Source organism: Streptomyces sp. NBC_01549 (assembly GCF_026339955.1).
Taxonomy (GTDB): Bacteria; Actinomycetota; Actinomycetes; order Streptomycetales; family Streptomycetaceae; genus Streptomyces.
Window position 1 is genome coordinate 704447 of sequence record NZ_JAPEPW010000001.1, and the last position, 22339, is coordinate 726785.

General features: G+C 70.1%; 23 protein-coding genes and 2 pseudogenes. 15 read left to right on the forward strand and 10 right to left on the reverse strand.

Features of this window, described 5'->3' with window-relative positions:
* Positions 1-78: 78 nt before the first annotated feature.
* The 3 genes from OG819_RS02935 to OG819_RS02945 form a co-directional block, all read right to left on the reverse strand.
* Positions 79-798, reverse strand: coding sequence for a class III extradiol dioxygenase subunit B-like domain-containing protein (locus OG819_RS02935; protein WP_266629412.1), 720 nt, complete (start codon positions 796-798; stop codon positions 79-81).
* A 52-nt stretch (positions 799-850) separates the two neighbouring features.
* A complete protein-coding gene (gene miaB, locus OG819_RS02940; RefSeq protein ID WP_266647870.1) occupies positions 851-2380 on the reverse strand; it encodes a tRNA (N6-isopentenyl adenosine(37)-C2)-methylthiotransferase MiaB in 1530 nt (509 codons plus the stop codon).
* A 257-nt stretch (positions 2381-2637) separates the two neighbouring features.
* Complete coding sequence (locus tag OG819_RS02945) at positions 2638-2868, reverse strand: hypothetical protein (protein WP_266629408.1); 231 nt, start codon at positions 2866-2868, stop codon at positions 2638-2640.
* Between the two features lie 8 nt (positions 2869-2876).
* Here OG819_RS02945 and OG819_RS02950 point away from each other — a divergent pair, with 8 nt between their 5' ends.
* Positions 2877-3299 (forward strand): CHAT domain-containing protein, encoded by a 423-nt coding sequence (locus tag OG819_RS02950; protein ID WP_266647872.1) that lies wholly within the window; start codon positions 2877-2879, stop codon positions 3297-3299.
* Here OG819_RS02950 and OG819_RS02955 read toward each other — a convergent pair.
* A complete protein-coding gene (locus OG819_RS02955; protein WP_266629404.1) occupies positions 3284-3601 on the reverse strand; it encodes a hypothetical protein in 318 nt (105 codons plus the stop codon). The genes OG819_RS02950 and OG819_RS02955 overlap by 16 nt on opposite strands.
* A gap of 101 nt (positions 3602-3702) precedes the next feature.
* Between OG819_RS02955 and OG819_RS02960 the strand changes: the two genes are divergently transcribed.
* Together OG819_RS02960 and OG819_RS02965 are read left to right on the forward strand one after the other, a co-directional pair.
* Positions 3703-3993 carry a hypothetical protein gene (locus tag OG819_RS02960; RefSeq protein WP_266647874.1) on the forward strand — a complete coding sequence of 97 codons (291 nt, stop codon included), beginning with the start codon at positions 3703-3705 and terminating at the stop codon, positions 3991-3993.
* A 134-nt stretch (positions 3994-4127) separates the two neighbouring features.
* The gene (locus OG819_RS02965; protein ID WP_266647876.1) at positions 4128-6056 is read left to right on the forward strand and encodes a serine/threonine-protein kinase; all 1929 of its coding nucleotides are present in this window, start codon (positions 4128-4130) and stop codon (positions 6054-6056) included.
* Positions 6057-6133: 77 nt separating this feature from the next.
* Here the strand turns inward: OG819_RS02965 and OG819_RS02970 are convergent, their stop codons facing one another.
* Complete coding sequence (locus OG819_RS02970) at positions 6134-6589, reverse strand: GNAT family N-acetyltransferase (RefSeq protein ID WP_266591474.1); 456 nt, start codon at positions 6587-6589, stop codon at positions 6134-6136.
* 169 nt (positions 6590-6758) lie between these two features.
* On the opposite strand from OG819_RS02970, the gene OG819_RS02975 reads away from it, so the two are divergent.
* Both OG819_RS02975 and OG819_RS02980 read left to right on the forward strand, forming a co-directional pair.
* Positions 6759-7364, forward strand: coding sequence for a DUF6817 domain-containing protein (locus OG819_RS02975; RefSeq protein ID WP_266647878.1), 606 nt, complete (start codon positions 6759-6761; stop codon positions 7362-7364).
* 260 nt (positions 7365-7624) lie between these two features.
* Positions 7625-9484: a M1 family aminopeptidase gene (locus OG819_RS02980; protein ID WP_266647879.1), complete on the forward strand. Its 1860-nt coding sequence runs from the start codon at positions 7625-7627 to the stop codon at positions 9482-9484.
* Positions 9485-9527: 43 nt separating this feature from the next.
* On the opposite strand, the gene OG819_RS02985 is transcribed toward OG819_RS02980, so the two are convergent.
* Positions 9528-10541, reverse strand: a complete 1014-nt coding sequence (locus OG819_RS02985) for a LysR substrate-binding domain-containing protein (RefSeq protein ID WP_266652549.1) — start codon at positions 10539-10541, stop codon at positions 9528-9530.
* A 44-nt stretch (positions 10542-10585) separates the two neighbouring features.
* Between OG819_RS02985 and OG819_RS02990 the strand changes: the two genes are divergently transcribed.
* The 4 genes from OG819_RS02990 to OG819_RS03005 all read left to right on the forward strand — a co-directional run bounded on the left by OG819_RS02990 (position 10586) and on the right by OG819_RS03005 (position 14198).
* Positions 10586-11485, forward strand: a complete 900-nt coding sequence (locus tag OG819_RS02990) for a serine hydrolase (protein ID WP_266647881.1) — start codon at positions 10586-10588, stop codon at positions 11483-11485.
* Between the two features lie 83 nt (positions 11486-11568).
* Positions 11569-12588, forward strand: a complete 1020-nt coding sequence (locus OG819_RS02995; protein ID WP_266647883.1) for an MBL fold metallo-hydrolase — start codon at positions 11569-11571, stop codon at positions 12586-12588.
* Positions 12589-12825: 237 nt separating this feature from the next.
* Complete coding sequence (locus OG819_RS03000; protein WP_266629385.1) at positions 12826-13308, forward strand: hypothetical protein; 483 nt, start codon at positions 12826-12828, stop codon at positions 13306-13308.
* 203 nt (positions 13309-13511) lie between these two features.
* On the forward strand, positions 13512-14198 hold the full coding sequence (locus OG819_RS03005) for a GNAT family N-acetyltransferase (protein ID WP_266647885.1): 687 nt from the start codon (positions 13512-13514) through the stop codon (positions 14196-14198).
* 38 nt (positions 14199-14236) lie between these two features.
* Here the strand turns inward: OG819_RS03005 and OG819_RS03010 are convergent.
* Positions 14237-14401, reverse strand: a pseudogene (locus OG819_RS03010) (response regulator transcription factor); the annotation flags it as partial.
* A gap of 1 nt (position 14402) precedes the next feature.
* On the opposite strand from OG819_RS03010, the pseudogene OG819_RS03015 reads away from it, so the two are divergent.
* A pseudogene (locus OG819_RS03015) lies at positions 14403-14605 on the forward strand (cation:proton antiporter); the annotation flags it as partial.
* Positions 14606-14764: 159 nt separating this feature from the next.
* Here the strand turns inward: OG819_RS03015 and OG819_RS03020 are convergent.
* Positions 14765-15211, reverse strand: a complete 447-nt coding sequence (locus tag OG819_RS03020; RefSeq protein ID WP_266647887.1) for a MazG nucleotide pyrophosphohydrolase domain-containing protein — start codon at positions 15209-15211, stop codon at positions 14765-14767.
* An 82-nt stretch (positions 15212-15293) separates the two neighbouring features.
* On the opposite strand from OG819_RS03020, the gene OG819_RS03025 reads away from it, so the two are divergent.
* On the forward strand, positions 15294-16292 hold the full coding sequence (locus OG819_RS03025) for a TAXI family TRAP transporter solute-binding subunit (protein ID WP_266629381.1): 999 nt from the start codon (positions 15294-15296) through the stop codon (positions 16290-16292).
* A gap of 60 nt (positions 16293-16352) precedes the next feature.
* Here the strand turns inward: OG819_RS03025 and OG819_RS03030 are convergent, their stop codons facing one another.
* Together OG819_RS03030 and OG819_RS03035 are read right to left on the reverse strand one after the other, a co-directional pair.
* Positions 16353-17762, reverse strand: coding sequence for a HAMP domain-containing sensor histidine kinase (locus tag OG819_RS03030; RefSeq protein WP_266647889.1), 1410 nt, complete (start codon positions 17760-17762; stop codon positions 16353-16355).
* Positions 17763-17771: 9 nt separating this feature from the next.
* Positions 17772-18458, reverse strand: a complete 687-nt coding sequence (locus OG819_RS03035; RefSeq protein ID WP_266647891.1) for a response regulator transcription factor — start codon at positions 18456-18458, stop codon at positions 17772-17774.
* A gap of 286 nt (positions 18459-18744) precedes the next feature.
* Between OG819_RS03035 and OG819_RS03040 the strand changes: the two genes are divergently transcribed.
* The 4 genes from OG819_RS03040 (at position 18745) to OG819_RS03055 (ending at position 22176) form a co-directional block, all read left to right on the forward strand.
* Positions 18745-19521 carry an amino acid ABC transporter ATP-binding protein gene (locus tag OG819_RS03040; RefSeq protein ID WP_266430398.1) on the forward strand — a complete coding sequence of 259 codons (777 nt, stop codon included), beginning with the start codon at positions 18745-18747 and terminating at the stop codon, positions 19519-19521.
* Positions 19522-19706: 185 nt separating this feature from the next.
* Positions 19707-20546 carry a glutamate ABC transporter substrate-binding protein gene (locus OG819_RS03045; RefSeq protein WP_266647893.1) on the forward strand — a complete coding sequence of 280 codons (840 nt, stop codon included), beginning with the start codon at positions 19707-19709 and terminating at the stop codon, positions 20544-20546.
* Positions 20547-20620: 74 nt separating this feature from the next.
* Positions 20621-21286, forward strand: a complete 666-nt coding sequence (locus tag OG819_RS03050) for an amino acid ABC transporter permease (protein WP_266652551.1) — start codon at positions 20621-20623, stop codon at positions 21284-21286.
* Positions 21283-22176, forward strand: a complete 894-nt coding sequence (locus OG819_RS03055; RefSeq protein WP_266586449.1) for an amino acid ABC transporter permease — start codon at positions 21283-21285, stop codon at positions 22174-22176. Before OG819_RS03050 ends, OG819_RS03055 begins: the two co-directional genes overlap by 4 nt.
* Positions 22177-22339 lie beyond the last annotated feature (163 nt).

A 22339-nucleotide genomic window follows, 5' to 3' on the forward strand; every position in this document is an offset into this window, starting at 1 on the left:
GGCCGCGGAGCACACTGGGCTCCCGGCCGTCCGCCGTGTCCGGGCTCGGTACCGTCGGCCCCGGCTCTCGGCGGAGCCCTAGGACCAGGCCGCCACCACGTACCCCACCCCGTACGGCGCGTCCTCGTACAGCAGGGCACCGCCCAGGTCCGCGCCCTCGGCCGCGCCGGCGAGGACCTGCCAGGGGGCCCGCCCGGAAACCTTCAGTTCGTACGCCAGCTCGGCGTCCAGCGCCTTCAGGGCCGCCACGTCCGCCGCTCCCAGCGCCCGCGCGACCTCCGCGTCGAAGCCCACCGCGCGCTTGTCGAGATAGCCGGGCGCCTTGAGCGTGCGGCACGCGCTGGCGTCGCCCATCACCAGCAGGGCCACCCGGTCGGCCCGCGTGACGATCCCCGCTCCGGCCTGGACGCACCGCTCGGCCTCGAGAGCTTCCCCCACGCCAAGCCCTTCGACGGGGGCGTCCGACCAGTCCGTGCGCTCCAGCAGCCAGGCGGCGACGGCGAGCGAGGGCGGGAGCGGACGCTCCGCCGCCCCGGGAAGCGACGCGCCTTCCCCGAGGCGTACGTCGAGGTCCACACCGAACCCGCGGAACGAGCCCGGCGCACCCTCCGGGTACGGCCCGCGCCCGCTCTGTCCGGCGGGCGCGACCACGACCAGCAGGTCGGGGCGCGAGGCGGCGAGCACGCCCAGGGCGTCCGTGCAGGCCGCGCGCGCGGCGGCCAGCTCCGGTGCCGCACCAGCGGCGACCCGGGGGACGAGCAGCGGCGGACAGGGGCAGACTGCGGCGGCTACAAGCATGATCGGCAGCGTAACCCCGCGCGGCCGGTCGAGGGTCCTCCCCGGCCCGAGGTCAGTCGCAGCCGCACCCGCTGCCGGTGGCCACTGGCAGCGGCTCCGGGGCACCGATCCTGGGCAGCCCCAGCATCACACCGGCGGGCTTCGACGCCTCGGCCGCGTTGCGCTTCTCCCAGGCGTCCCCCGCACGCGTGCGGCGCACGTCCAGGACGGCGCCCTCGGCGAGCAGGTGATGCGGAGCGGCGTACGTGATCTCGACGGTGACCACGTCACCGGGGCGTACGTCCTGGTCGGGCTTGGTGAAGTGGACCAGGCGGTTGTCGGGGGCACGACCGGAGAGGCGGTGGGTGGCGCCGTCCTTGCGGCCCTCGCCCTCGGCGACCATCAGCTCCAGGGTGCGGCCGACCTGCTTCTTGTTCTCGTCCCAGGAGATCTCCTCCTGGAGGGCGACGAGACGCTCGTAACGCGCCTGGACGACCTCCTTGGGGATCTGGTTCTCCATGGTGGCGGCCGGGGTGCCGGGGCGCTTGGAGTACTGGAACGTGAACGCCTGTGCGAAGCGCGCCTGACGCACCGCGTGCATCGTCTGCTCGAAGTCCTCCTCGGTCTCGCCGGGGAAGCCCACGATGATGTCGGTGGTGATGGCGGCGTGCGGAATGGCGGCGCGCACCTTCTCGATGATCCCCAGGTAGCGGTCCTGGCGGTAGGACCGGCGCATGGCCTTGAGGATCGGGTCCGAACCGGACTGCATCGGCATGTGCAGCTGCGGCATCACGTTCGGCGTCTCGGCCATGGCGGCGATGACGTCGTCGGTGAAGTCACGGGGGTGCGGGGAGGTGAACCGGACCCGCTCCAGGCCCTCGATCTGCCCGCAGGCCCGCAGCAGCTTGCTGAACGCCTCTCGGTCGCCGATGTCGCTGCCGTACGCGTTGACGTTCTGCCCGAGCAGCGTGATCTCCGAGACACCCTCGCCGACCAGCGCATCGATCTCGGCGAGGATGTCGCCCGTCCTGCGGTCCTTCTCCTTGCCGCGCAGCGCCGGGACGATGCAGAAGGTGCAGGTGTTGTTGCAGCCGACAGAGATGGAGACCCAGGCCGCGTACGCGCTCTCGCGGCGGGTGGGCAGCGTGGACGGGAACGCCTCCAGGGACTCGGCGATCTCGACCTGCGCCTCTTCCTGCACGCGGGCGCGCTCCAGCAGGACCGGCAGCTTGCCGATGTTGTGCGTACCGAAGACGACGTCCACCCAGGGCGCCCTCTTCACGATGGTGTCGCGGTCCTTCTGCGCCAGACAGCCGCCGACGGCGATCTGCATCCCGGGGCGCTTCGTCTTCATGGGCGCGAGGCGGCCGAGGTTGCCGTACAGCCTGTTGTCGGCGTTCTCCCGCACGGCGCAGGTGTTGAAGACGACGACGTCCGCGTCACCGTCGGCCCCCTCGGGCGCGCGGACATAACCGGCGCCTTCGAGGAGCCCGGAGAGCCGTTCGGAGTCGTGGACGTTCATCTGGCACCCGTAGGTGCGTACCTCATAGGTCTTGGGTTCCTGAACGTCCACTACCTGACTCCGGTCGCTGCTGCTGGTCATCCCTCAAGGGTAGGCGCTCCGGAAGGATGCCTAATCTTCGGTTTCGGCACGGGGGCTCGGCCTACCGCTTCATCGGCCGGCGGCTCACTCGCGGGCACCGGCGCCGGGGGCGCCGCGACAGGCGTCACCGCCCTGGCCGCCGGGACGGCTCATCGTGGTGATCGTGGTCGCCGGGACCGCGGCGGTGCGACGATCCGCGATGCGCGCTCACAAGGACGACCGCCTGCCCTAGGCCCTGTCGTGCCGGCCATCCGGGCTCAGGAATTCAGGGGCGGCAGATCGGCGTGGAAGCGGTTCTCCCCCATCAAGTAAGCCGCGTGCGGTGCCAGATAGGAACGCTGACGGCGACCGTGCACGATGTCGTCCGCCGTCGCCACGAGCACGCCGCGATCCGTGGGGTCCGAGGCCAGGGCCGTCAAGGCGTCCCGCAGCCGGATGCCTTCGGGGGTGTCGAGGCTGAGGTCCCAGATGTCGAAGAGCCGGACCACGCGGTAGGGTGTCGCGCCACCGATGGGTGCGCTTCAGCTGCCACGGTGACCAACTGCTTGACGATCCGTCGCGGGGCGGCCTGCGGCTCGCCGACGGCAGGCTCACCATCGAGGAGGTCAGTGCCCGCCAATACCAGGGGGCGTTCGCCTTTCTGGCGGCCTGCAAGACCGCGACCGGCGGCGTCGGTCTCGCCGACGAGGCGATCACGGTCGTCGCGGCCCTGCACTACACCGGCTACCGGCACGTCATCGGTACGCTGTGGACCGTCTCCGACACCGCGGCGGCGGCAGTCGCCGAGGCCGTGTACGGCCCGCCGGACGTGGCCTTCGAACCGGCGCTTTCCCCCTACCGCTTGCACACGGTCCTGAGCCGACTGCGTGACACCGAACGGCTGAGCGTATGGACGCCGTTCACTCACATCGGCCCGTGAGGCCGTAGCGACGCGAGCCGGCCGGTCCGCCGGGACAGCTCCCACAGCACCGTCAGCAGTGTCGACCGGGCGTGCCGGTCGTGGCGGCGTTCCGTCAGCAGAGCCGCGATCCCATCGTGTGCGCGTTCCGGGTCGCGGTAGGCCGGCGCCGTCAGCGGCCCGTCGACAGCCCAGGTCAGTACGGCGCGCCGGGCCGCGGTGTGCAGGCGCGCTTGTGCACCGTCGAGCCCGCGCAGCACGGTTTCGGCGTCTCCGAGGTAGGCGAGGGCGATCAGCCTGCCGGTGGCGTCGCCCGGGTGCACGTCTTCGTCGACGGCGCCGCGGACCCGCCGGACACCCTGGTCGGCTGACCGCTGTCGCTCTGGTCGAGTCCGACGACTGGCCCACGGCCCTGCACCACTACTTGCTGGCGGTCGGCCTCCTCGGCCACGTCACGGCCCGCGATCTGCACCGGCACGACCAGGAACACGGGCTCTCCCTCACCGCCGCCGTGGCCACCGAGGCAGTGGCCGTCGCTCTGCGGGCCAGCACGGCAGAGCACGCGACGACCTTGCTGGAACAAGGCCGGACGCAGATCTTCAGCCAACAGCTCGACACACGTACCGACCTGGAAGAACTCCGCCGGGTCGCCGCACCGCTGGCGGAACGACTGGAGGCCGTCCGGCGCCAGTTGGCCGAAACAGGCAGGCAGTGACGTCGGCCCCATGGCATCGCGTCCACCCCGGGCGTGCCGGGCCCGGCCATGAGGTCGGCGGCCGTCTTCACGCGGCTGACGGGGGCCGTGATGCAATGGGACACCACAGAGCAGATCTCGGGGTGGAGTGGGGCGTGTTGAGCGACGGTGGGCCCGATGCGGGAAGTTTCCAGCCTCTGGAGGACGGCGATCCGCAGGTCGTCGGCGGCTACCGCCTGGTGGCACGGCTCGGGTCCGGCGGCATGGGACGGGTCTATCTCTCGCACACGCCGGGCGGGCGGGCCGTCGCGGTCAAGGTGATCCGGCCGGAGCTGGCCGAGAGCGCCGAGTTCCGCAAGCGGTTCCAGGCCGAGGTGGCCGCGGCGAGCCGGGTGCACGGGCTCTACACGGCTCCGGTCGTGGACAGCGACACTGCGGGATCGATGCCGTGGTGTGCGACCGCCTATGTGCCGGGGCCCTCCCTCGCCGACGCGGTACGCGATCACGGGCCGCTGCCCGTCGACACGGTGCTGCGGCTGATCGCCGGTGTCGCGGAGGCCCTGCAGGCGGTGCACCGCGAGGGCATCGTGCACCGGGACCTCAAGCCCTCGAACGTGCTGCTCGCCGCGGACGGCCCGCGGGTCATCGACTTCGGTGTCGCGCGGGCCGCGGACGCCACGTCGGTGACGACGAGCGGCACGGCCCTCGGAACCGTCGCCTACATGGCGCCGGAGCAGGTGCTCGGCGGGGATGCCATGCCCTCGGCCGACGTGTTCGCGCTGGGGCAGACCGCGGTGTTCGCAGCGACGGGCGGCGGCGCCTTCGGGGACGGTGATCCCCACGCGATGCTCTACCGAGTGGTGCACGAGGATCCCGATCTCAGCCGTGTGCCGTTGGAGATACGGGAGTTGGTGGCGCGGTGTCTGCGCAAGCCCGCCGCCGAGCGGCCTTCCGTCGAGGAGGTCATACGCTCCGTCCAGACGATCCAGGCGGATCTCGGTGCCGAAGCGCGGTCCACGTCCGGGGCGTGGCTGACGGGCGAACTGGCGGCGGGTATCGCGGCTCGGGCCGAAGGCGCCGACCGGGCCCGGGCGGAGGCGGCTTCGGGCGCTCACGCTTCAGGGGCCTCCGGGGCTTCGGGGGTTTTCGGACCCGCGGGCTCCGGCGACTTCGGACCCGGCGGTCCCACCGGTCCCACCAGTCCCGGTGCTTTCGGCCCCCCGATGGCCTACTCCCCCACCGCACCGCCCCACGCCGCGCTGCCCGGGCCTTTCGTGATGGGGCCGGGGGCCGCGCCGGGTCCGTACGCTCCGCCCCCCTGGCCGCAGTCGCAGGAGCCGGCCGCCGCACAGACCTCCTCGATGGGCACGGACGCCAAGGGTCGCAAGGCCCGGGGCTGGGTGCTGTCGGCAGCCGCGGTCGTACTCGTCGCCGGCGGGGCGGCCGCCGCACTGCTGCTCGTTCCGGGGGACGGCGACAAGAACGACAGCCGGGCGCAGAACGTGGCCACGTCGCAGTCGACCACGGCCGCCAAGGCCTCGCCGTCGGCGTCGGGCTCCCCGTCCCCCCGGACCTCGAAGAAGCCAAAGCCGTCCAAGTCCGCTCTGCCGCCCAGCCCTTCGGGCCCCCCGACGCCCACGCGGACCGCGACCTCGGCTCCCCCGACCGCCGCGTCCAGCAGGCCCGCGACCCCGACGGCCCCCGTCCCGGTGACGTACTCCGAGATCCGGATGACCGCGAGCCACGACCTGTACCTGGCGGACACTCCCGTACGGTCCAAGGCGGACACCGGGACCTCCGACGAGGATCTGACGTACGCCGTCTACTCCTCGGGCGCGGTCCTCGCCCCCGGCACCGACTCCGGCAGTTCCCTCGCCCTGCTGCCCGTGGGTCGGCAGGGCGGCGTGGACGCGTGCAAGGCGGCGACCGGCTACAAGAGTTACGTCTGGGTCAAGGACCTCACCGTCGGCCAGCAGATGTGCGTGATCAGCGGGACGGGGCATGTGGGGCTGGTGACGTACCGGGGGTCGTCCGGGACGACGTACGCCACCTTGGACGTGAAGGTCTGGCGCAACGCGGCCTAGGAACGGCCTCTCCCCTCACGGCCTCACCCCTCACGGCCTCACCACGGGTCTCACAGGCCTCATGGGTCTCACGGGTCTTACGGGCCGAGGACGCCCGCGCCCGGCCGTCGCACCATGAAGACGTCGACCGGGTCCTGAACCTCCACGGTGAACCCGTGGCGCTCGTACAGCCGCCGGGCGGCGCTGCCCTGCAGGACGTTCAGACGGACGAGCTTGCCGTCGGCGTCGGCCCGGTCCAGCAGGGTGCGCAGGACAGCCGAACCGAGCCCCCGGCCGTGCAAGCCGGGGGCGAGATAGAAATGCTCCAGCCACAGCCCGTCCTCGGCCGGCCTCAGCGTGACGCAGCCCGCGAAGTCGCCGTCGGCCATGACGACCGACGTGTGCCCCGGGGAGAAGGAATCCCGCAGCCGCCGACGGACCCGGTGCTCGTCGAACCGGCCCAACCGCTCCAGGTCCGGGCGCATCACCGTCGCCCGCAGCTCGGCGATCACCTCGACGTCCGCCTGCTCCGCGGACCGCAGCGCCCATTCCATGGAAGGCCCCGCCCCGGTTCCCCGCAGCTCCTGTCCCTGTCCCTGTCCCTGCCCCTGCCGTATCCGGTCCGTCTCCGTGCTCGTCTCCATGGTGGGAGTCTCTCAGTGGCCTGCCGAGGCTTCGGGAGGGGCTTGTCCGCGGCGTCATGTCCCGCATACAACTCGTGACATGACTGACGCGACGGACAGGACTGAAGTGACCGGCGACTGTGACGCATCCCGGTGGTCGCGTGCCGAAGCCTTCCTGCGTGCGCGGGGAACCGCCGAGATGCCGCATCCGGGCGGCACCCTGCTGGCGCACCTCGGCCGTGTCCGGCGGCTCCTGGCCGACTGGGGCAACTCCCCCGCGGTCCAGGCGGCGGGGCTGTGCCATGCCACATACGGGACCGACGGCTTCGACCAGTACCTGTTGCCGGTCGCCGAGCGGGCGACCCTGGCGGAGGCGATCGGTGACCGGGCCGAGGCGCTGGTGTACCTGTACGCGAGTTGTGACCGCGGTGCCGTCTACCCCCGGTTCGGGCGCGATCGGCCGGTGGTCTTCCGTGATCGCTTCACCGGCCGCGAGCACACTCCGGCCGAGGCGGACCTGCGAGCGTTCTTGCAGATCACCGTCGCCAACGAACTCGACGTACTGGCCCACAACGAGGAACTGGCCGAGCGGTACGGCCCGTACCTGTACCGGCTGTTCGCCGGTGCGGGCGACCTGCTGTCCGCCCCGGCCCGGGACGCCTGCGCTCGGCAGCTCGGCCGGCACGCCGCGTTCCCGGACCACTGATCGCCGAGTCCGAGCACTTCAGGTCGATGTACGTCGGTGAACCTCGGTGAACACTTTTACCCGCCCCTGATGGCATGCTCTGGTCAAATCTGCCAGGCTTCCCGCAGCCGTCGCCCTGACCCCAGGGAGACGCGACAAAAAATCTCACCCCAGCGATCGCGTGAGCGATGCGCGCAGCCCTCGGCCGTCCCCGGCGCACCCAAGCCGTCAGGGCGGCCACCGAGCAGGCCGCAATCCCGGCCGCCTCAAAGGAGTTTCGTGTGAGACCGACCCCCCACAAGGCCTTCGCCGCGGGCGCACTCGGCGTCATCGCGTTGGCCGCCACCCTGCTCCCCGTCACCCCGGCAGCAGCCGCGCCGCCCGCGGCACCACTGGCCGCCGACTGCACCCCGGCCCAGGTGGTCACCAACGGTGGTTTCGAGAGCGGGACTTCGCCCTGGACCCAGTCGTCGACGACGGTGATCACCAGCCGTTCCGGGCAGAGCGCCCACGGCGGCACCAGCTTCGCCTGGCTGAACGGTGTCGGCAGTACGCACACCGACACCCTCTCGCAGAGCGTCGCGATCCCGTCCGGCTGCAGCAGTGCCACCCTCACCTTCTGGCTGCACATCGACACCGCCGAGACGACCTCGTCCACCGCGTACGACAAGCTGACGGCGAAGATCGGCAGTACGACACTGGCGACGTACTCGAACCTCAACAAGGCCACCGGCTACGTACAGAAGTCGTTCGACGTGTCGGCGTTCGCGGGCCAGACCGTGAGCCTCGCCTTCACCGGGACCGAGGACTCCAGCCTCCAGACGAGCTTCGTCCTCGACGACATCGCCCTCGACACCTCCGGCGCCACGACCCCGCCGGCGGACTCCACGCGCACGCCGGCCGCACCCTCGTACACCGTCAGCCTGAGCAGCAACTCGAGCGGCACCGTCTGGACCGGCCACGAGAGCGCCACCTTCACCAACGCCTCCTCGACCGCGCTCAGCGAGGTCTACCTGAGGCTGTGGGACAACTACCACGGCACCTGCTCCGCCATGCCGATCACGGTCAGCAACGTCACCGGCGGCACCGCGGGCGCCCTGTCGGTCGGCTGCACCGCCCTCCAGATCGCCCTCCCGACCCCGCTGGCGCAGGGCCAGTCGACCACGATCGGCTTCGACCTGGGGATCACCGTCCCCAGCGGCGCCGACCGGTTCGGCTACGACGGCGCGTTCAGCATGATCGGCAACGCGCTGCCGGTCCTCGCGATCAAGGACGGTTCGGGCTGGCACCTGGACCCGTACACCAACAACGGCGAGTCGTTCTACTCCCTGGCCGCCGACTTCAAGGTCACCCTCGACCACCCGACCACCCTGCTGGTCCCGGCCACCGGCACCTCGGTCGACACCCCCGGCACCAGCGGACGCACGGTGACCACGGCCACCGCGTCCAAGGTCCGTGACTTCGCCTGGGCGGCGGGCCCGTTCACGAAGATCTCCGGTACGTCGACCGCGGGCACCCCGATCAACATCTACTCGGTCTCGGGCATCAGTTCGTCCAGCGCACAGTCCATGCTCACCACCGCGAAGACCGCGGTGGACGCCCACGCCGGACGCTTCGGCTCCTATCCGTACGGCGAGTTGGACGCCGTGATCGACAACAACTTCTGGTTCGGCGGCATGGAGTACCCCGGCTTCGTCCTCGACCTGGTCAGCACCACGGCGCTCACCCACGAGATCGGCCACCAGTGGTTCTACGGGATCGTCGGCGACGACGAGTACAACAGCCCCTGGCTCGACGAGGCGTTCACCGACTACGCCACCGACCTGGCCCTGGGCAGCACCGGCACGAACTGCTGGAACAGCGTCTCCTGGGCCTCGACCGCGGAGAACATCACCAACTCGATGGCCTACTGGGACGCCCACTCGTCCCGGTACTCCACCGTCGTGTACGGATACGGCAAGTGCGCCCTGCACGATCTGCGGCGCGTCCTCGGTGACACCGCCATGGCCAAGTTGCTGAAGGACTACGCCACTTCACACTGGTACGGCGTCTCGACCACGGCCGAGTTCAAGGCTGCCGCCCAGGCCGCCACGACCACGGACCTGACCTCGTTCTGGACCACACACCGCATCATCGGCTGATACGGATACGGCGACGGTTCGCCGTGGTTGGCCCCTTGGGGTGTCATCCGCGGCGAACCGCGCCCTCGGCGTACACGACCGACCACGGGCGGGTTGACTCGTCCTCAGGGTGAGCCCCGTCCGCTCTCCCCGGTGCCGCGGGGCGGCCCCGGTCGTCCCGGCTCAGGGCTGCGATGCGGTCCCGGGTCAGTACCTCGGCCGCGAGTTCCGCGAAGGGGCGCGCGGCGGGGTGGGCGGCATGGTCCGCGGGCCACGCGCCGCTCAGTCGCTGGGTGAGGGGACGGCCCGACAGGGGCCGCCAGGCCACGCGGGGCTCCTTGCGAGCCACCGGCCCCTGGTCGAAGGCGATTCCGTGCCCCGCCGTCACCAGGGCCAGCAGGAACTCGGAGTTGGACGCATGCCGCAGACGACCGGGCACGAAGCCCTCGCCGCGGCAGACATCGAGAATCCGGTCGTACCAACCGGGGGCGTGGGCCCGCGGAAAGAGCACGAGATCGTGGCCGGACAGCTCGCCGAGCGCCACCTCGGGCAGCCGGGCCAGCGGCGAGGTGCGGGGCAGGACGACTCCCAGATCCACCGAGACCTCGGGACCGAGCCGCAGTCCGGTGGCGTCCACGGGCTGGTGGACGAGCCCGACGTCGAGTCCGCCGGAGGCGAGCAGTCGCACCTGCTCCTCCGTGGTGGTCTCCCGCAGGTCGACGGACAGCCCCGGAGAGCGCTCCGCACATCCGGCGAGCAGCGCGGACAGCACGGCGGCCGTGGTGTCGGGCGGCACGCCCGCGCGCAGGGTCCCCAGGCCGCCGTCCCCGGCACGCCGGGCCAGCACCCGCAGCCGCTCCTCACGGGCGAGGAGTTCGCGGGCCTCGTCCAGCAGCACCACCCCGGCGGCGGTCAGCCGGATCCGGCGGTGCGCGCGGTCGAACAGCTCGGCGCCGAGCTCCTTCTCCAGCCTGCGTACGGCCTGGCTGAGCGGCGGCTGAGCCATGCCCAGCCGGTCGGCGGCCCGACTGAAGTGCAGTTCCTCGGCTACGGTGACGAAAAGACGCAGGTGGCGCAAGAGATCCACGTTCAGGGACCTTACGCGAGGGGGCGGGCGAACACGTGGTCGAGGAGCGGATCCGCGAGGTTTTCGCGGGAGCGGGCGCCGAGGGCCTCCTGCACGCGGTCCCCGTCGGCGCCCGGCCGCCGGGTGAGGTGCGGGAGGTGGCCGTCGGCGCGGACGAACCCGTCGCGATCGCCTCGATCTTCAAGGTGCTGCTGGTCCTGGAGTTCGCCCGACAGGTGGCGGCCGGGCAGCTCGATCCCCGGGAACGGGTACGGGTGACGGCGGCCGACCGGCTCGGCGGCTGGGGCACGGCGGGCTGCGCGGACGACGTCGAGCTGTCGTTGCGCGATCTGGCCTTCTTCGCGATGTCGGTCAGTGACAACGCGGCGGCGGATCTGCTGCTGGACCGGGTCGGGCTGGACACCGTACGGCTGCTCGCCAAGGAGCTCGGGCTCGACCGGACCAGGATCGTGGGCGGCCCTCGTGACGTGCTCGAGTCGATGCTCGCCGAGGTCGGGGCGGGCGACGAGCGGGAGTTCGCCGTCCGGTACCCCTCCTTGCCGGACGACCGCAAGAGACGGATGGCCGTACTGGATCCCCTGCGCACCAACGCGAGCACGCCCCGGGAGACCAGCGAACTGCTGCGCCTGATCTGGCGTGACAAAGCGGGTTCTCCGGAAGCCTGCGCCCAGGTACGGGATTTGATGAGACGTCAGGTTTTCCGGCACCGGCTGGTGTCGGGATTCCCCGACGACGTGACGGTCGCGGCCAAGACCGGGACCCTGCCGGGACTGCACATGGAGACGGGAGTGGTCCGGTATCCCGACGGCGGGTGCTACGCGATCTCCGTCTTCGCCCGTACCCGCGAACTGACCGCCGGCCGCCCGACGGTGGACGCCGCGATCGGCGCCGCAGCCGGAATCGCCGTCGACTTCTTGCGGAACGAGGGGCTCTGACCAGGTCTCATATGCGCTCGCATATCGCGAAGGCACTGTTTCGATCTTGGACGCAGGCGGTCGGCCCCTGATCTGCTGACGACATGAGCGACACCACAGACACACAGAGAGACCCGATGCTCGGCCGACGCGGCCTGCTGCGCGGTGCCGCGCTCGGCGCGGCCGCCCCACTCCTTCCCCCTGCGACGGCCACGGCCGCCGCATCGACGTCGACGACAGCGTCGCCATCGGCTTCGGCTTCGGCTTCGGCTTCGGCTTCGGCGTCCTTACGCTGGCTGGGCACCTCCGGCTGGCGCATCGACGTCGACGACCGGACCGTGCTCTTCGACCCGTACCTCACCCGATTCAAGACCGGTCTGTTCGACGGCGCCTTCCGCACGGACACGGAGCTGAGCACCGATCCCGAGCTGGTACGGGAACACATCGGAGCCCCCGAACTCGTCCTGGTCAGCCACTCCCACTGGGACCACATCGCCGACGTGCCGTACATCGCCAAGTCCACCGGCGCCCGCGTCGTCGGCACGGAGACCACCTACCACCTGCTGGTCGCGTTCGACGTCGACCCGGGACAGATCTCCGTGGTGAAGGGCGGCGAGGTGCTGGACTTCGGCGGCATCACCGTCGAGGTCGCGGCGAGCCTGCACAGCCGCAACAACAAGTACTCCTACTTCGCCCCGGGCACGCTCACCACCCCGCCCGCGGCGCTTCCGAGGACCATCGCGGACCTGCCGGAGGGCGACACGCTCGCCTTCCAGGTGACGGCCGGGAACGGCGGTCCGTCGATGTTCCTGATGGGGGCCAGCGACTTCTCCGAGCGGGCGGTCCAGGGACTCCGCCCCGATCTCGCCATGGTCGCCGTCCCTTCCAGCACCGCCACCCACCGCTACGCGTCCCGGCTGCTCCGTGCCCTCGGCGGCCCCGACGTCGTCGTACCCGTCCACTGGGACAACTTCGAGGAGCCGCTGGGCGAGCCCCCGCGCCGCGACCCGTCGATGGACCTGGACGGCTTTCTCGCCCAGGTGCACCGGGAGTCCCCGGCGAGCCGCATCGCCGTCCCGGACTACCGCACGGTGTACGGCGGGGACATGCGCCCCCGCTCCTGACAAGGGCGGCCGGGCCGAGCCGCGATGGACGCTGGGTAACAAGTTGGTAACCCTCCGCAAGTCTCGGCCATCAGGTGTTTTGTCGGATGGTGAGGGTTTTCCGCTGCTTTTCGCACAGAGCTGGAGCGTCTGTCCGGTCGCAGGCTCGACAGTGACGTGGATAACCTCAAAAGCGAACATTTCGCCCATACGGGCGAGATTCGTTTGTGGGGGAATCCGTCACGTCAGGAGTCGCACGTGAATTCCACACTCCGCAGCCGCTGTGCCAAGGCGATCGGCGCCGGCGCGCTCTCCGTCACTCTGCTGTCGGCCGGGACGGTCGGTGCCTTCGCCGCGTCCCCGAGCGCCACCGCACCGAATCCGAGCACGACCGGCAGCGCGAAGCCGCACACGACCGGCACCGCCAAACCGACCAAGACCGGCAGCGCCAGCCGCTCGCCCATGGCCGGCGTCTCGATCACTGCCAGGGTGAACAAGAGCCAGGTGAAAGCCGGGCAGTCGGTGACGTTCACCGGACGCACCAAGGGAGTGAAGGTCGGCACCAAGGTGGTGCTGCTGCACCTGCACAACGGTAAGTGGACCGCTCTGAAGTCCAGCACCGCGCTCAAGAACGGCAGCAGCTACTCCCTGACCACCAAGCTCAACACCAAGGGCAAGGAGCAGATTCGGGTCATGGCGGGCAAGGTCGTCTCGCCGACCATCACCGTGATGGTGAAGTGACCCGACGGCGCAGCCACGAGAGGGCCGACCCGGGCACGGGTCGGCCCTCTCCATGCCCAGGTGCGGGTGGGCGGCGCGCCCGGACACCCGCCGGGCGCCAAAATCGCACGACAGGGCGCGCTCACTCTGGAACGCTTCCGCCCGGAGCGCGCGCACGAACGGTTCAGCGCGGACGAGCAGGCGTACGGACGGAGTGGCGATCGATGAGTTTCACGCTCGCGGCGCTCGACGCACCGGTTCTCGAGGGCACGCTCGTGCGCCTGGAGCCCCTGGGCCACCGCCACGCGGCGGACCTGGCCGTGGCAGCGGAGGAGGACCGAAGCACCTATCGGTTCACCTGGGTGCCCAGGGCGGCCGAGACCGGCGCGTACATCGAGGCACAGCTGGCCCGTGCCGCGGCGGGGACGCTCGCCCCGTACGCGCAGGTGGAGCGGGCCTCGGGACGGGCGGTCGGCGTCACGGCCTACTGGGAGCCGCGCTCATGGCTGGCGGAGGACCGGCTCTCCGCGATCGAGGTCGGTTTCACCTGGCTCGCGGCCTCGGCCCAGGGAACGGGGCTGAACAGCGAGGCCAAGCTCCTGCTGTTCCGGCACGCCTTCGAAAGCTGGGGCGTGGCGCGCGTCGATCTGAAGACGGACGCACGCAACGCCCGCTCGCGCGCCGCGATCGAAGCGCTGGGCGCACGGTACGAAGGGGTGCTGCGGAACTGGTCCAGGTCCTGGACACCGGGCGAGAGCGGCCTGCTGCGCGACTCAGCGATCTTCTCCGTCATCGCCGAGGAATGGCCACAGTGCCGGGCACGACTGGAGGAGCGGCTGGCCCGGAAACTGGAGCGCCGGACACCGGCCCTGGAACTGGAACTGGAACTGGGCGGGACGACGACTCCATGAGCCAGACCCAGGTCACGACTCCATGAGCCCGCCCCCGATCACGGCTCGATGAGCCCCTCCCTGATCGCGTACCGGGTGAGCTCGAGGCGGTCGCGCAGGCCGAGCTTCTGCAGCAGGTTCGCCCGGCGACTCTCCACGGTCTTGGCACTGATGTAGAGCAGTTCGGCGATCTCCTTCGTCGTATGGCCCTCGGCGACCAGCTTGCGGGCCGGTATCTCCCTGGGCGGCCGGTGGCGGGCGGGCGGTGCGCTGGTCGCGCGCGGCGAGTTCTCCATCGTCATCGCCGGGCTCGCGGTCACGGCCGGCATCGAGCCCTCACTCGGCCCGCTGGCCACGGCGTACGTACTGATCCTGGTCGTACTCGGCCCGCTCACCGCCGCTACACCCAGCCGCTGGCCGAACGGCTCATGACGCGGTTCGGCGGTCGGTTCGGCGTCACCCCGAAACGCCGGGACGTCGCGGAGCGGCCGCCCGAGGCGGAAGCGGAAGCGGGAACGGAGCCGGAACCGGAACGGGCGGGCGAGGCGCGACAGCAGACGGCCGTACCGGACTGAGCAGGGCGGGCGTCACACGTCCGCGCCCCTCCACCCCTGCCCCCGCAGCACCTCCGACACATCCGGCGCCCGGTAGTGCTCCCCCTTGAGGACCTTGCCGTCGGCCCGGCGGGCGACGCGGCCGTCGGGGCCCAGCTTCGTCATGTTGGAGCGGTGGATCTCGGCGATCACCGCGTCGAGGTCGATGCCGTGGACGAGCGCGGTGCCGTACGCCACATACACGACATCGGCCAGTTCGTGCGCCAGCCGGTCCAACGGGCCCGAGACCGCGACCTCGGCGACTTCGGCGGCCTCCTCGGCGAGCAGTTCACCGCGGTGGGCGGCGAGCGCCGGGGAGACCTCCGTCGGCGTGCTGCGCGCGTCGAGCCCGAAGGCGAGGTGGAACTCACGGACCAGAGAAGCGGGGGAGGAAACGGGAGAAGTGCCGGAAGGGGTCGAGGAGTCGGGCGAAAGCTGCATCCACCGACCTTACCGAGCCGATGCCGTGCCCCCGTCGGCCCCGCCCTGGTCAGCACGGCCCCCGGCTGGCAGGATCGCGCGCATGTTCCTGGCTCTCCCCCGTATCGACAGGCGCCGCGCGCTGTTCGGCTCGGCCGCCGCGTTCGTGGTGCTCGGGCTGCTGTTGTGGTGGCTGCTGCCACTGGGCGAGGAGTCGCCGGGCGGCAGGATCAGGTTCAGCACGGGCACCCCGACCGGGGTGTACCAGAAGTACGGCACGCTCCTGCAGGCCGCGCTCGCCAAGGACATGCCGCGCCTGGACGTCCAGCTGAAGAACAGCGACGGCTCGCAGGAGAACGTCCGCCTGGTCGCCACGGGCAAGGCCGACTTCACCATCGCGGCGGCCGACGCGGTGGAGACGTACATCCTGGAGAACAAGCCGGGATCGGGCCAACTGCGCGGCTGCGCCCGGCTGTACGACGACTATGTGCACCTGGTCGTCCCGCGCTCCTCGTCCGTGCGGTCGGTGGCGGACCTGCGGGGCAAGAAGGTCGCCGTGGGACCGGAGGGTTCCGGGGTGAGACTGATAGCGGAGCATGTGCTGCAGGCGGCCGGGCTCGACTCCACGAAGGACATCAAGCCCTTTCCGGACGGCATCGGGACCATGCCGGACCTCCTCCGACAGCACAAGATCGACGCGTTCTTCTGGTCGGGCGGCCTGCCGACGAGCGCCGTGGATCAGCTGTCGAGGAACTTCGCCATCAGGCTGGTGCCGATCACGGGCGACCTCGTCGCGAAGCTGCACGAGCAGGGGGGCGCCTCCCGCTACTACCGGGCCGCGGTGATGCCCGCCGACGCCTACCCCGAGGCCCAGCACGGCTCGTCCGTGCAGACACTGGCGGTGGCGAACTTCCTGATCACCCGGGACAGCTCGGACGCCCGGCTCACCGAGGAGCTCACCCGTACGGTGATCGACAGCCGCGACCGCATCGGCGGTCAGGTGCACGCGGCCCAGCTGGTGGACCTGCGCACGGCCATCTACACGGACCCGCTGCCGCTGCACGAGGGCGCCCGGCGCTACTACCGCTCGGTCAAGCCGTAGCGCCGGCCACCGCACCCGACCGCCACACTCGGCGACACCTCCCCGCCCTGTCGGCCCCGCTCACGACTCGGGCCGCGACCTCGGTACCGTCACCGTCACCCTGAGGCCGTGCGGCTCGTGACGGGCGTACGTGATGGAGCCGCCGCCCGCCGAGAGCAGCACCCGCGAGATGGACAGGCCGAGGCCCGACCCCTTGATGTTCTGGTGCCCGGCGCTGCGCCAGAAGCGGTCGCCAATGCGGGCCAGTTCCTCGTCGCCGAGGCCCGGACCGCGGTCGGTGACGACCACCGTCGAGACCTCGCCGTTCGACGCGACCGCCACCTCGACGTCCTCCCCCTCGGGCGTGAACTTCAGCGCGTTGTCGATCACCGCGTCCAGGGCGCTGGACAGGGTGACCGGGTCGGCCCAGGCGGTGGTGGCCGGACAGATACCGGTCAGGCGTACGCCCTTGCTGTCGGCCAGCGGTGACCAGGACGCGACGCGTTCGGCCGCCAGCGCACCGATGTCGGTCAGCCTCAGATCCGCCTCGGCGTGCTCGGCGAGCGCCAGGTCGAGCAGGTCGTCCAGGACCTCGGCGAGGCGCTTGCCCTCGGTGCGGACCGACGCGATCTCCTCATTGTCCTCCGGCAGTTCGAGCGCGAGCAGTTCAATGCGCAGCAGCAGCGCCGAGAGCGGGTTGCGCAACTGGTGCGAGGCGTCGGCGACGAAGGCGCGCTGCTGCTCCAGAACGCCTTCGACGTTGTCCGCCATCTCGTTGAACGACCGGGCCAGGCGCCTGAGTTCCGGCGGACCGCCCGCGACCGCGACCCGCGACTTCAGCCGCCCGGTCGCGATGTCGTGGGTGGTGGCGTCGAGGACGCTTACGGGCAAGAGCACCCAGCCGGTCAGCCGCAGCGCCGCGCCGAGGGCGAGGAGCATCGCGGCGACCTCGCCCACGCCGATGATCACCCAGCCGTACAGGATCTTCGAACGCATCTGTCCGGTGGGCGAGTCGGTGACCACGACCGCGATGACGTCACCGTCCCGGATGACCGGGGACGCGACGACGAGCCGGTCGCGCTGCCAGGGCCAGACCTGCTCCGGGTCGTGGCTGCGGCGGCCCACGAGCGCCTCGTTGAAGGCGTCGCGCCGCTCGCCCTTCTCGGGTATGTACCAGTTCTCGGGTGCGTTGGCCATGGGGTCGCGGTCGCGGTAGAAGACACCGACACGGATGCCGTACACCTCGTGGTACGCGACGAGTTCCTTGCGCAGGGTCTCCCCGCGCTCGTCCGTCGCACCCACCCCGGAGCCGCCGGCCGACTGCTCGGTGACGAACTGCGCGAGGGCGGCGAAGCGTGCCGTGTCGTCGATGCGGTCGACGACCACACGCTGTTGTTGGGCGGCCGCTACGCTCACGGCGAGCGGGATGCCGAGCGCGAGCAGCACGGCTGCCATCAGGGCGATGAGCAGCGGAAGGAGGCGGGTGCGCACCGGTGCACGCTACGCCGCGGGAGCGACGAGCCGATACCCCACGCCGCGCACGGTCTCGATCAGCGCGGGCATGCGCAGCTTGGAGCGCAGGGACGCGACATGCACCTCCAGGGTGCGCCCGGTCCCCTCCCAACTGGTGCGCCACACCTCGCTGATGATCTGCTCCCGGCGGAAGACCACCCCGGGGCGCTGAGCGAGCAGCGCGAGCAGGTCGAACTCCTTGCGGGTCAGTTGGACGACCGAACCGTCCACGCTGACCTGGCGGGTGGGCAGTTCGATACGGACCGGCCCGAGCCGCAGTGCGGTGTCGCTGGTGGCCGCCGCGTCGTCGTGGACGGTGCGCCGGCTGACGGCGTGGATACGGGCGAGCAGTTCCCCGGTGTCGTAGGGCTTCACCACGTAGTCGTCGGCGCCGAGGTTGAGGCCGTGGATCCGGGACCGTACGTCGGAGCGGGCGGTGACCATGATCACCGGGGTGCTGGTGCGCTTGCGGATCTTACCGCAGACCTCGTAGCCGTCCTGGTCGGGCAGGCCGAGGTCGAGCAGGACCACGCCGAAGCCGTCGCTCTCGGGGACCAGCGCCCGTAGGGCCTCCTCGCCGCTGCGGGCGTGCGTGACGTCGAAGCCGTGCCGTGCCAGCACCGCGGACAGGGCGGCCGCGACGTGGTTGTCGTCCTCGACGAGCAGCAGTCTCACTCCGGCCCCCTCCGGTTCATCGGTCGTACGGTCTCATCCTGTTGGATGGCGGCGCACACGCGTGTGCACCAACGAAGTCACGCCGATGCATCACGACGGCGTCAAGAGGCTTCGGGTCGCGGAGGGCTTCCGTTACCCAGCCGGTACGCGGCCGGGCAACCGCTGCTACGACGCGTGTCCGATTGCTACCGGATCGTGATGCTCAAGTTCCCCTCAGATGTAATGACGCTGGTCGCACGGGGTCACTACTGTCCACCGAAACCGAGGAGGACGGAGCCCCAGAGCGATGACCGAAGTATCGGTGGCCAAGGATGCCGTGGCCGCGACCGAGGACCTGGTCGTCCTGAAGAGCGTCAACAAGCACTTCGGCGCGTTGCACGTACTCCAGGACATCGACCTGACGATCGCACGTGGCGAGGTCGTCGTGGTCATCGGGCCCTCCGGGTCCGGAAAGTCCACCCTGTGCCGCACCATCAACCGCCTGGAGACGATCGATTCGGGCGACATCACGATCGACGGCAAGCCGCTGCCCTACGAGGGCAAGGCGCTGGCCCGGCTGCGGGCCGACGTGGGCATGGTCTTCCAGTCCTTCAACCTCTTCGCGCACAAGACGGTGCTCGAGAACGTGATGCTGGGTCAGATCAAGGTCCGCAAGGCCGAGAAGAAGGCGGCCGAGGAGAAGGCCCGCGGACTGCTCGACCGGGTGGGTGTGGGCACCCAGGCGGACAAGTACCCCGCGCAGTTGTCAGGCGGTCAGCAGCAACGGGTCGCGATCGCCCGGGCGTTGGCGATGGACCCCAAGGTCATGCTCTTCGACGAGCCGACCTCGGCACTCGACCCCGAGATGATCAACGAGGTCCTGGAGGTCATGCAGCAGCTCGCGCGCGACGGCATGACCATGATCGTCGTCACCCATGAGATGGGCTTCGCCCGTTCGGCTGCGAACCGGGTGGTCTTCATGGCCGACGGCCGCATCGTCGAAGAGGCGGTGCCGGACCAGTTCTTCAGCAACCCCCGCAGCGACCGCGCCAAGGACTTCCTGTCGAAGATCCTCCACCACTGACGGCCTACGCGCATCCACCACCGACGGCCTACGCGCCCTCGTCCCTGACGGCCCGTGCACCTCCACCACCGACGGCCCGCGCGCCTTCATCACCGATGTTCGTCACCGAACCGCGGTCCCTTACTGAAGACCTGCATCCGACTCGCATCTGACCGCATCTCTTCACCACGCAAAGGATGTTCACCATGAAGCTCCGCAAGGTCACCGCCGCCTCGGCCGTCGTGCTCGCGCTCGCCGTGACCGCCACGGCGTGCGGCTCCGACGACAAGAAGGACAGCGGTTCCTCGAGCAGCGGCGGCGGCAAGATCACCGTCGGCATCAAGTTCGACCAGCCGGGCATCGGCCAGAAGACCCCGCAGGGCTACGCGGGCTTCGACGTCGACGTCGCCACGTACGTGGCCGGAAAGCTCGGCTACAAGCCCGACCAGATCGAGTGGAAGGAAACGAAGAGCGCCGACCGCGAGAACGCGCTCTCGCGCGGTGACGTCGACTTCATCGCCGCCTCCTACTCGATCACCCCCGAGCGTCAGCAGAAGGTCGACTTCGCCGGCCCCTACCTGCTCGCCCACCAGGACGTGCTGATCCGGGCCGACGACACCACCATCAAGTCGCCCTCGGACCTCAACAGCAAGAAGCTGTGTTCCGTGACCGGTTCGACCTCGGCGCAGAACGTGCACGACAAGCTGGCGCCCAAGGCCCAGCTCCAGAATCTCCCGACGTACTCGGCCTGCCTGACGGGTCTGCAGAACAAGGCGATCGACGCTCTGACGACGGACGACTCGATCCTCGCCGGCTACGCCTCACAGGCCGCCTTCAAGGACAAGTTCAAGCTCGGCGGCTTCAAAATGACCAACGAGAACTACGGCATCGGCGTCAAGAAGGGCAGCGACCTCAAGGCCAAGATCAACACGGCTCTTGAGGCGATGGTCTCCGACGGTTCCTGGCAGAAGGCCGTGGACAAGAACTTCGGTCCGGCGAAATACAAGAACGAGCCCGCTCCGAAGATCGGCAACATCGTCAGCTGATGTCGGGCCCGCCGGTGCGCCGCCCTCGGAGGGCGGCGCACCCGGGCATCACCACACGCGGAAGCGCGGGAATCGTGTTCGACTTTCTTCAAGGTTACGACCTGCTGGGAGCGTTCTGGATGACGGTGAAACTCACCGTCCTCTCAGCCGTCGGCTCCCTCATATGGGGAACCCTGCTGGCCGGCATGCGGGTCGGTCCGGTGCCTCTCATGCGCGGCTTCGGCACCGCCTACGTGAACATCGTGAGGAACATCCCGCTGACCGTGATCATCCTGTTCACCTCACTGGGCCTCAACCAGACCCTCGGGGTCAGTCTCGGCGCGGACAAGTTCGATACGATCAACTTCCGGCTGGCCGTGCTCGGTCTGATCGCGTACACCTCGGCCTTCGTCTGTGAAGCGCTGCGCTCCGGCATCAACACCGTGCCCGTCGGGCAGGCGGAGGCGGCCCGCGCCATCGGTCTGAACTTCACCCAGGTCCTGACTCTGGTCGTGCTTCCCCAGGCGTTCCGTTCGGTCGTCGGTCCACTGACGAACGTGCTGATCGCCCTGACGAAGAACACCACGGTGGCGGCCGCGATCGGTGTCGCCGAAGCGGCCACCCTGATGAAGTCGATGATCGAGAACGAGGCCCAACTCGTCGCGATCTCCGTCGTCTTCGCCTTCGGGTTCATGTGTCTGACGCTGCCGACCGGCCTCCTCCTCGGCTGGGTGGGCAAGAAGGTGGCGGTGAAGCGATGACGTCCGTCCTGTACGACGCCCAGGGCCCCCGTGCCAAGCGGCGCAACATCCTCTACTCGGCGCTGTTCCTGGTCGCCTTCGCGGCCCTGTTGTGGTGGGTGATCACCAGCCTCAACGACAAGGACCAGCTCGCCTGGGAGAAGTGGAAGCCCTTCGTCCACGGGGAGGCCTGGAGCACGTACCTCTGGCCGGGACTGCAGAACACCCTGAAGGCCGCGGCCCTCTCCATGGTCATCGCCCTGCCGCTCGGCGCCGTCCTCGGCATCGCCCGGCTCTCCGACCACGCCTGGATCCGGATACCCGCGGCCGCGATCGTGGAGTTCTTCCGCGCCATCCCGGTACTGGTCCTCATGATCTTCGCCGTCGCCGCGTACTCCGAGTACACGAACATCAGCTCGGACGACCGTCCGCTCTACGCGGTCATCACGGGACTGGTGCTCTACAACTCCTCGGTCCTCGCGGAGATCGTCCGCGCGGGCATCCTGTCGCTGCCCAAGGGGCAGTCCGAGGCGGCCATGGCCGTCGGTCTGCGCAAGAACCAGGTCATGCGGTTCATCCTGCTGCCGCAGGCGGTCACCGCGATGCTCCCGGCGATCGTCAGCCAGCTCGTCGTGATCGTGAAGGACACCGCGCTCGGCGGCGCGGTCCTGACCTTCCCCGAGCTGCTCGCCTCCGTCGGTCCGATGAGCGCGTACTACGGCGCGAACACCATCGCCAGCTTCACCGTGGTGGCCCTGATCTACATCGCGCTCAACTTCAGCCTCACGAGCTTCGCGAGCTGGCTCGAGGGACGACTGCGGCGCGGCAAGAAGTCGACGGGCGTAGTGCTCGCGCCGGCCGCGGTCGGGGGCACGGAGTCGACCGGCGCGGGCGGCGGCATCTCCATCTGACGGATCCTCACCCTGCGTCGGCGTCAACGGGGGCAGTGGTGTGATCACCACTGCCCCCGTCACTTGACGCAAGCACCGGCAATGGGTTGCATACGTTCTGTGATCGTGCACCCCGTTCCAACTGCCTGTTCCCGAACGTTCCTCAGGACACCGCTCCGGGCAG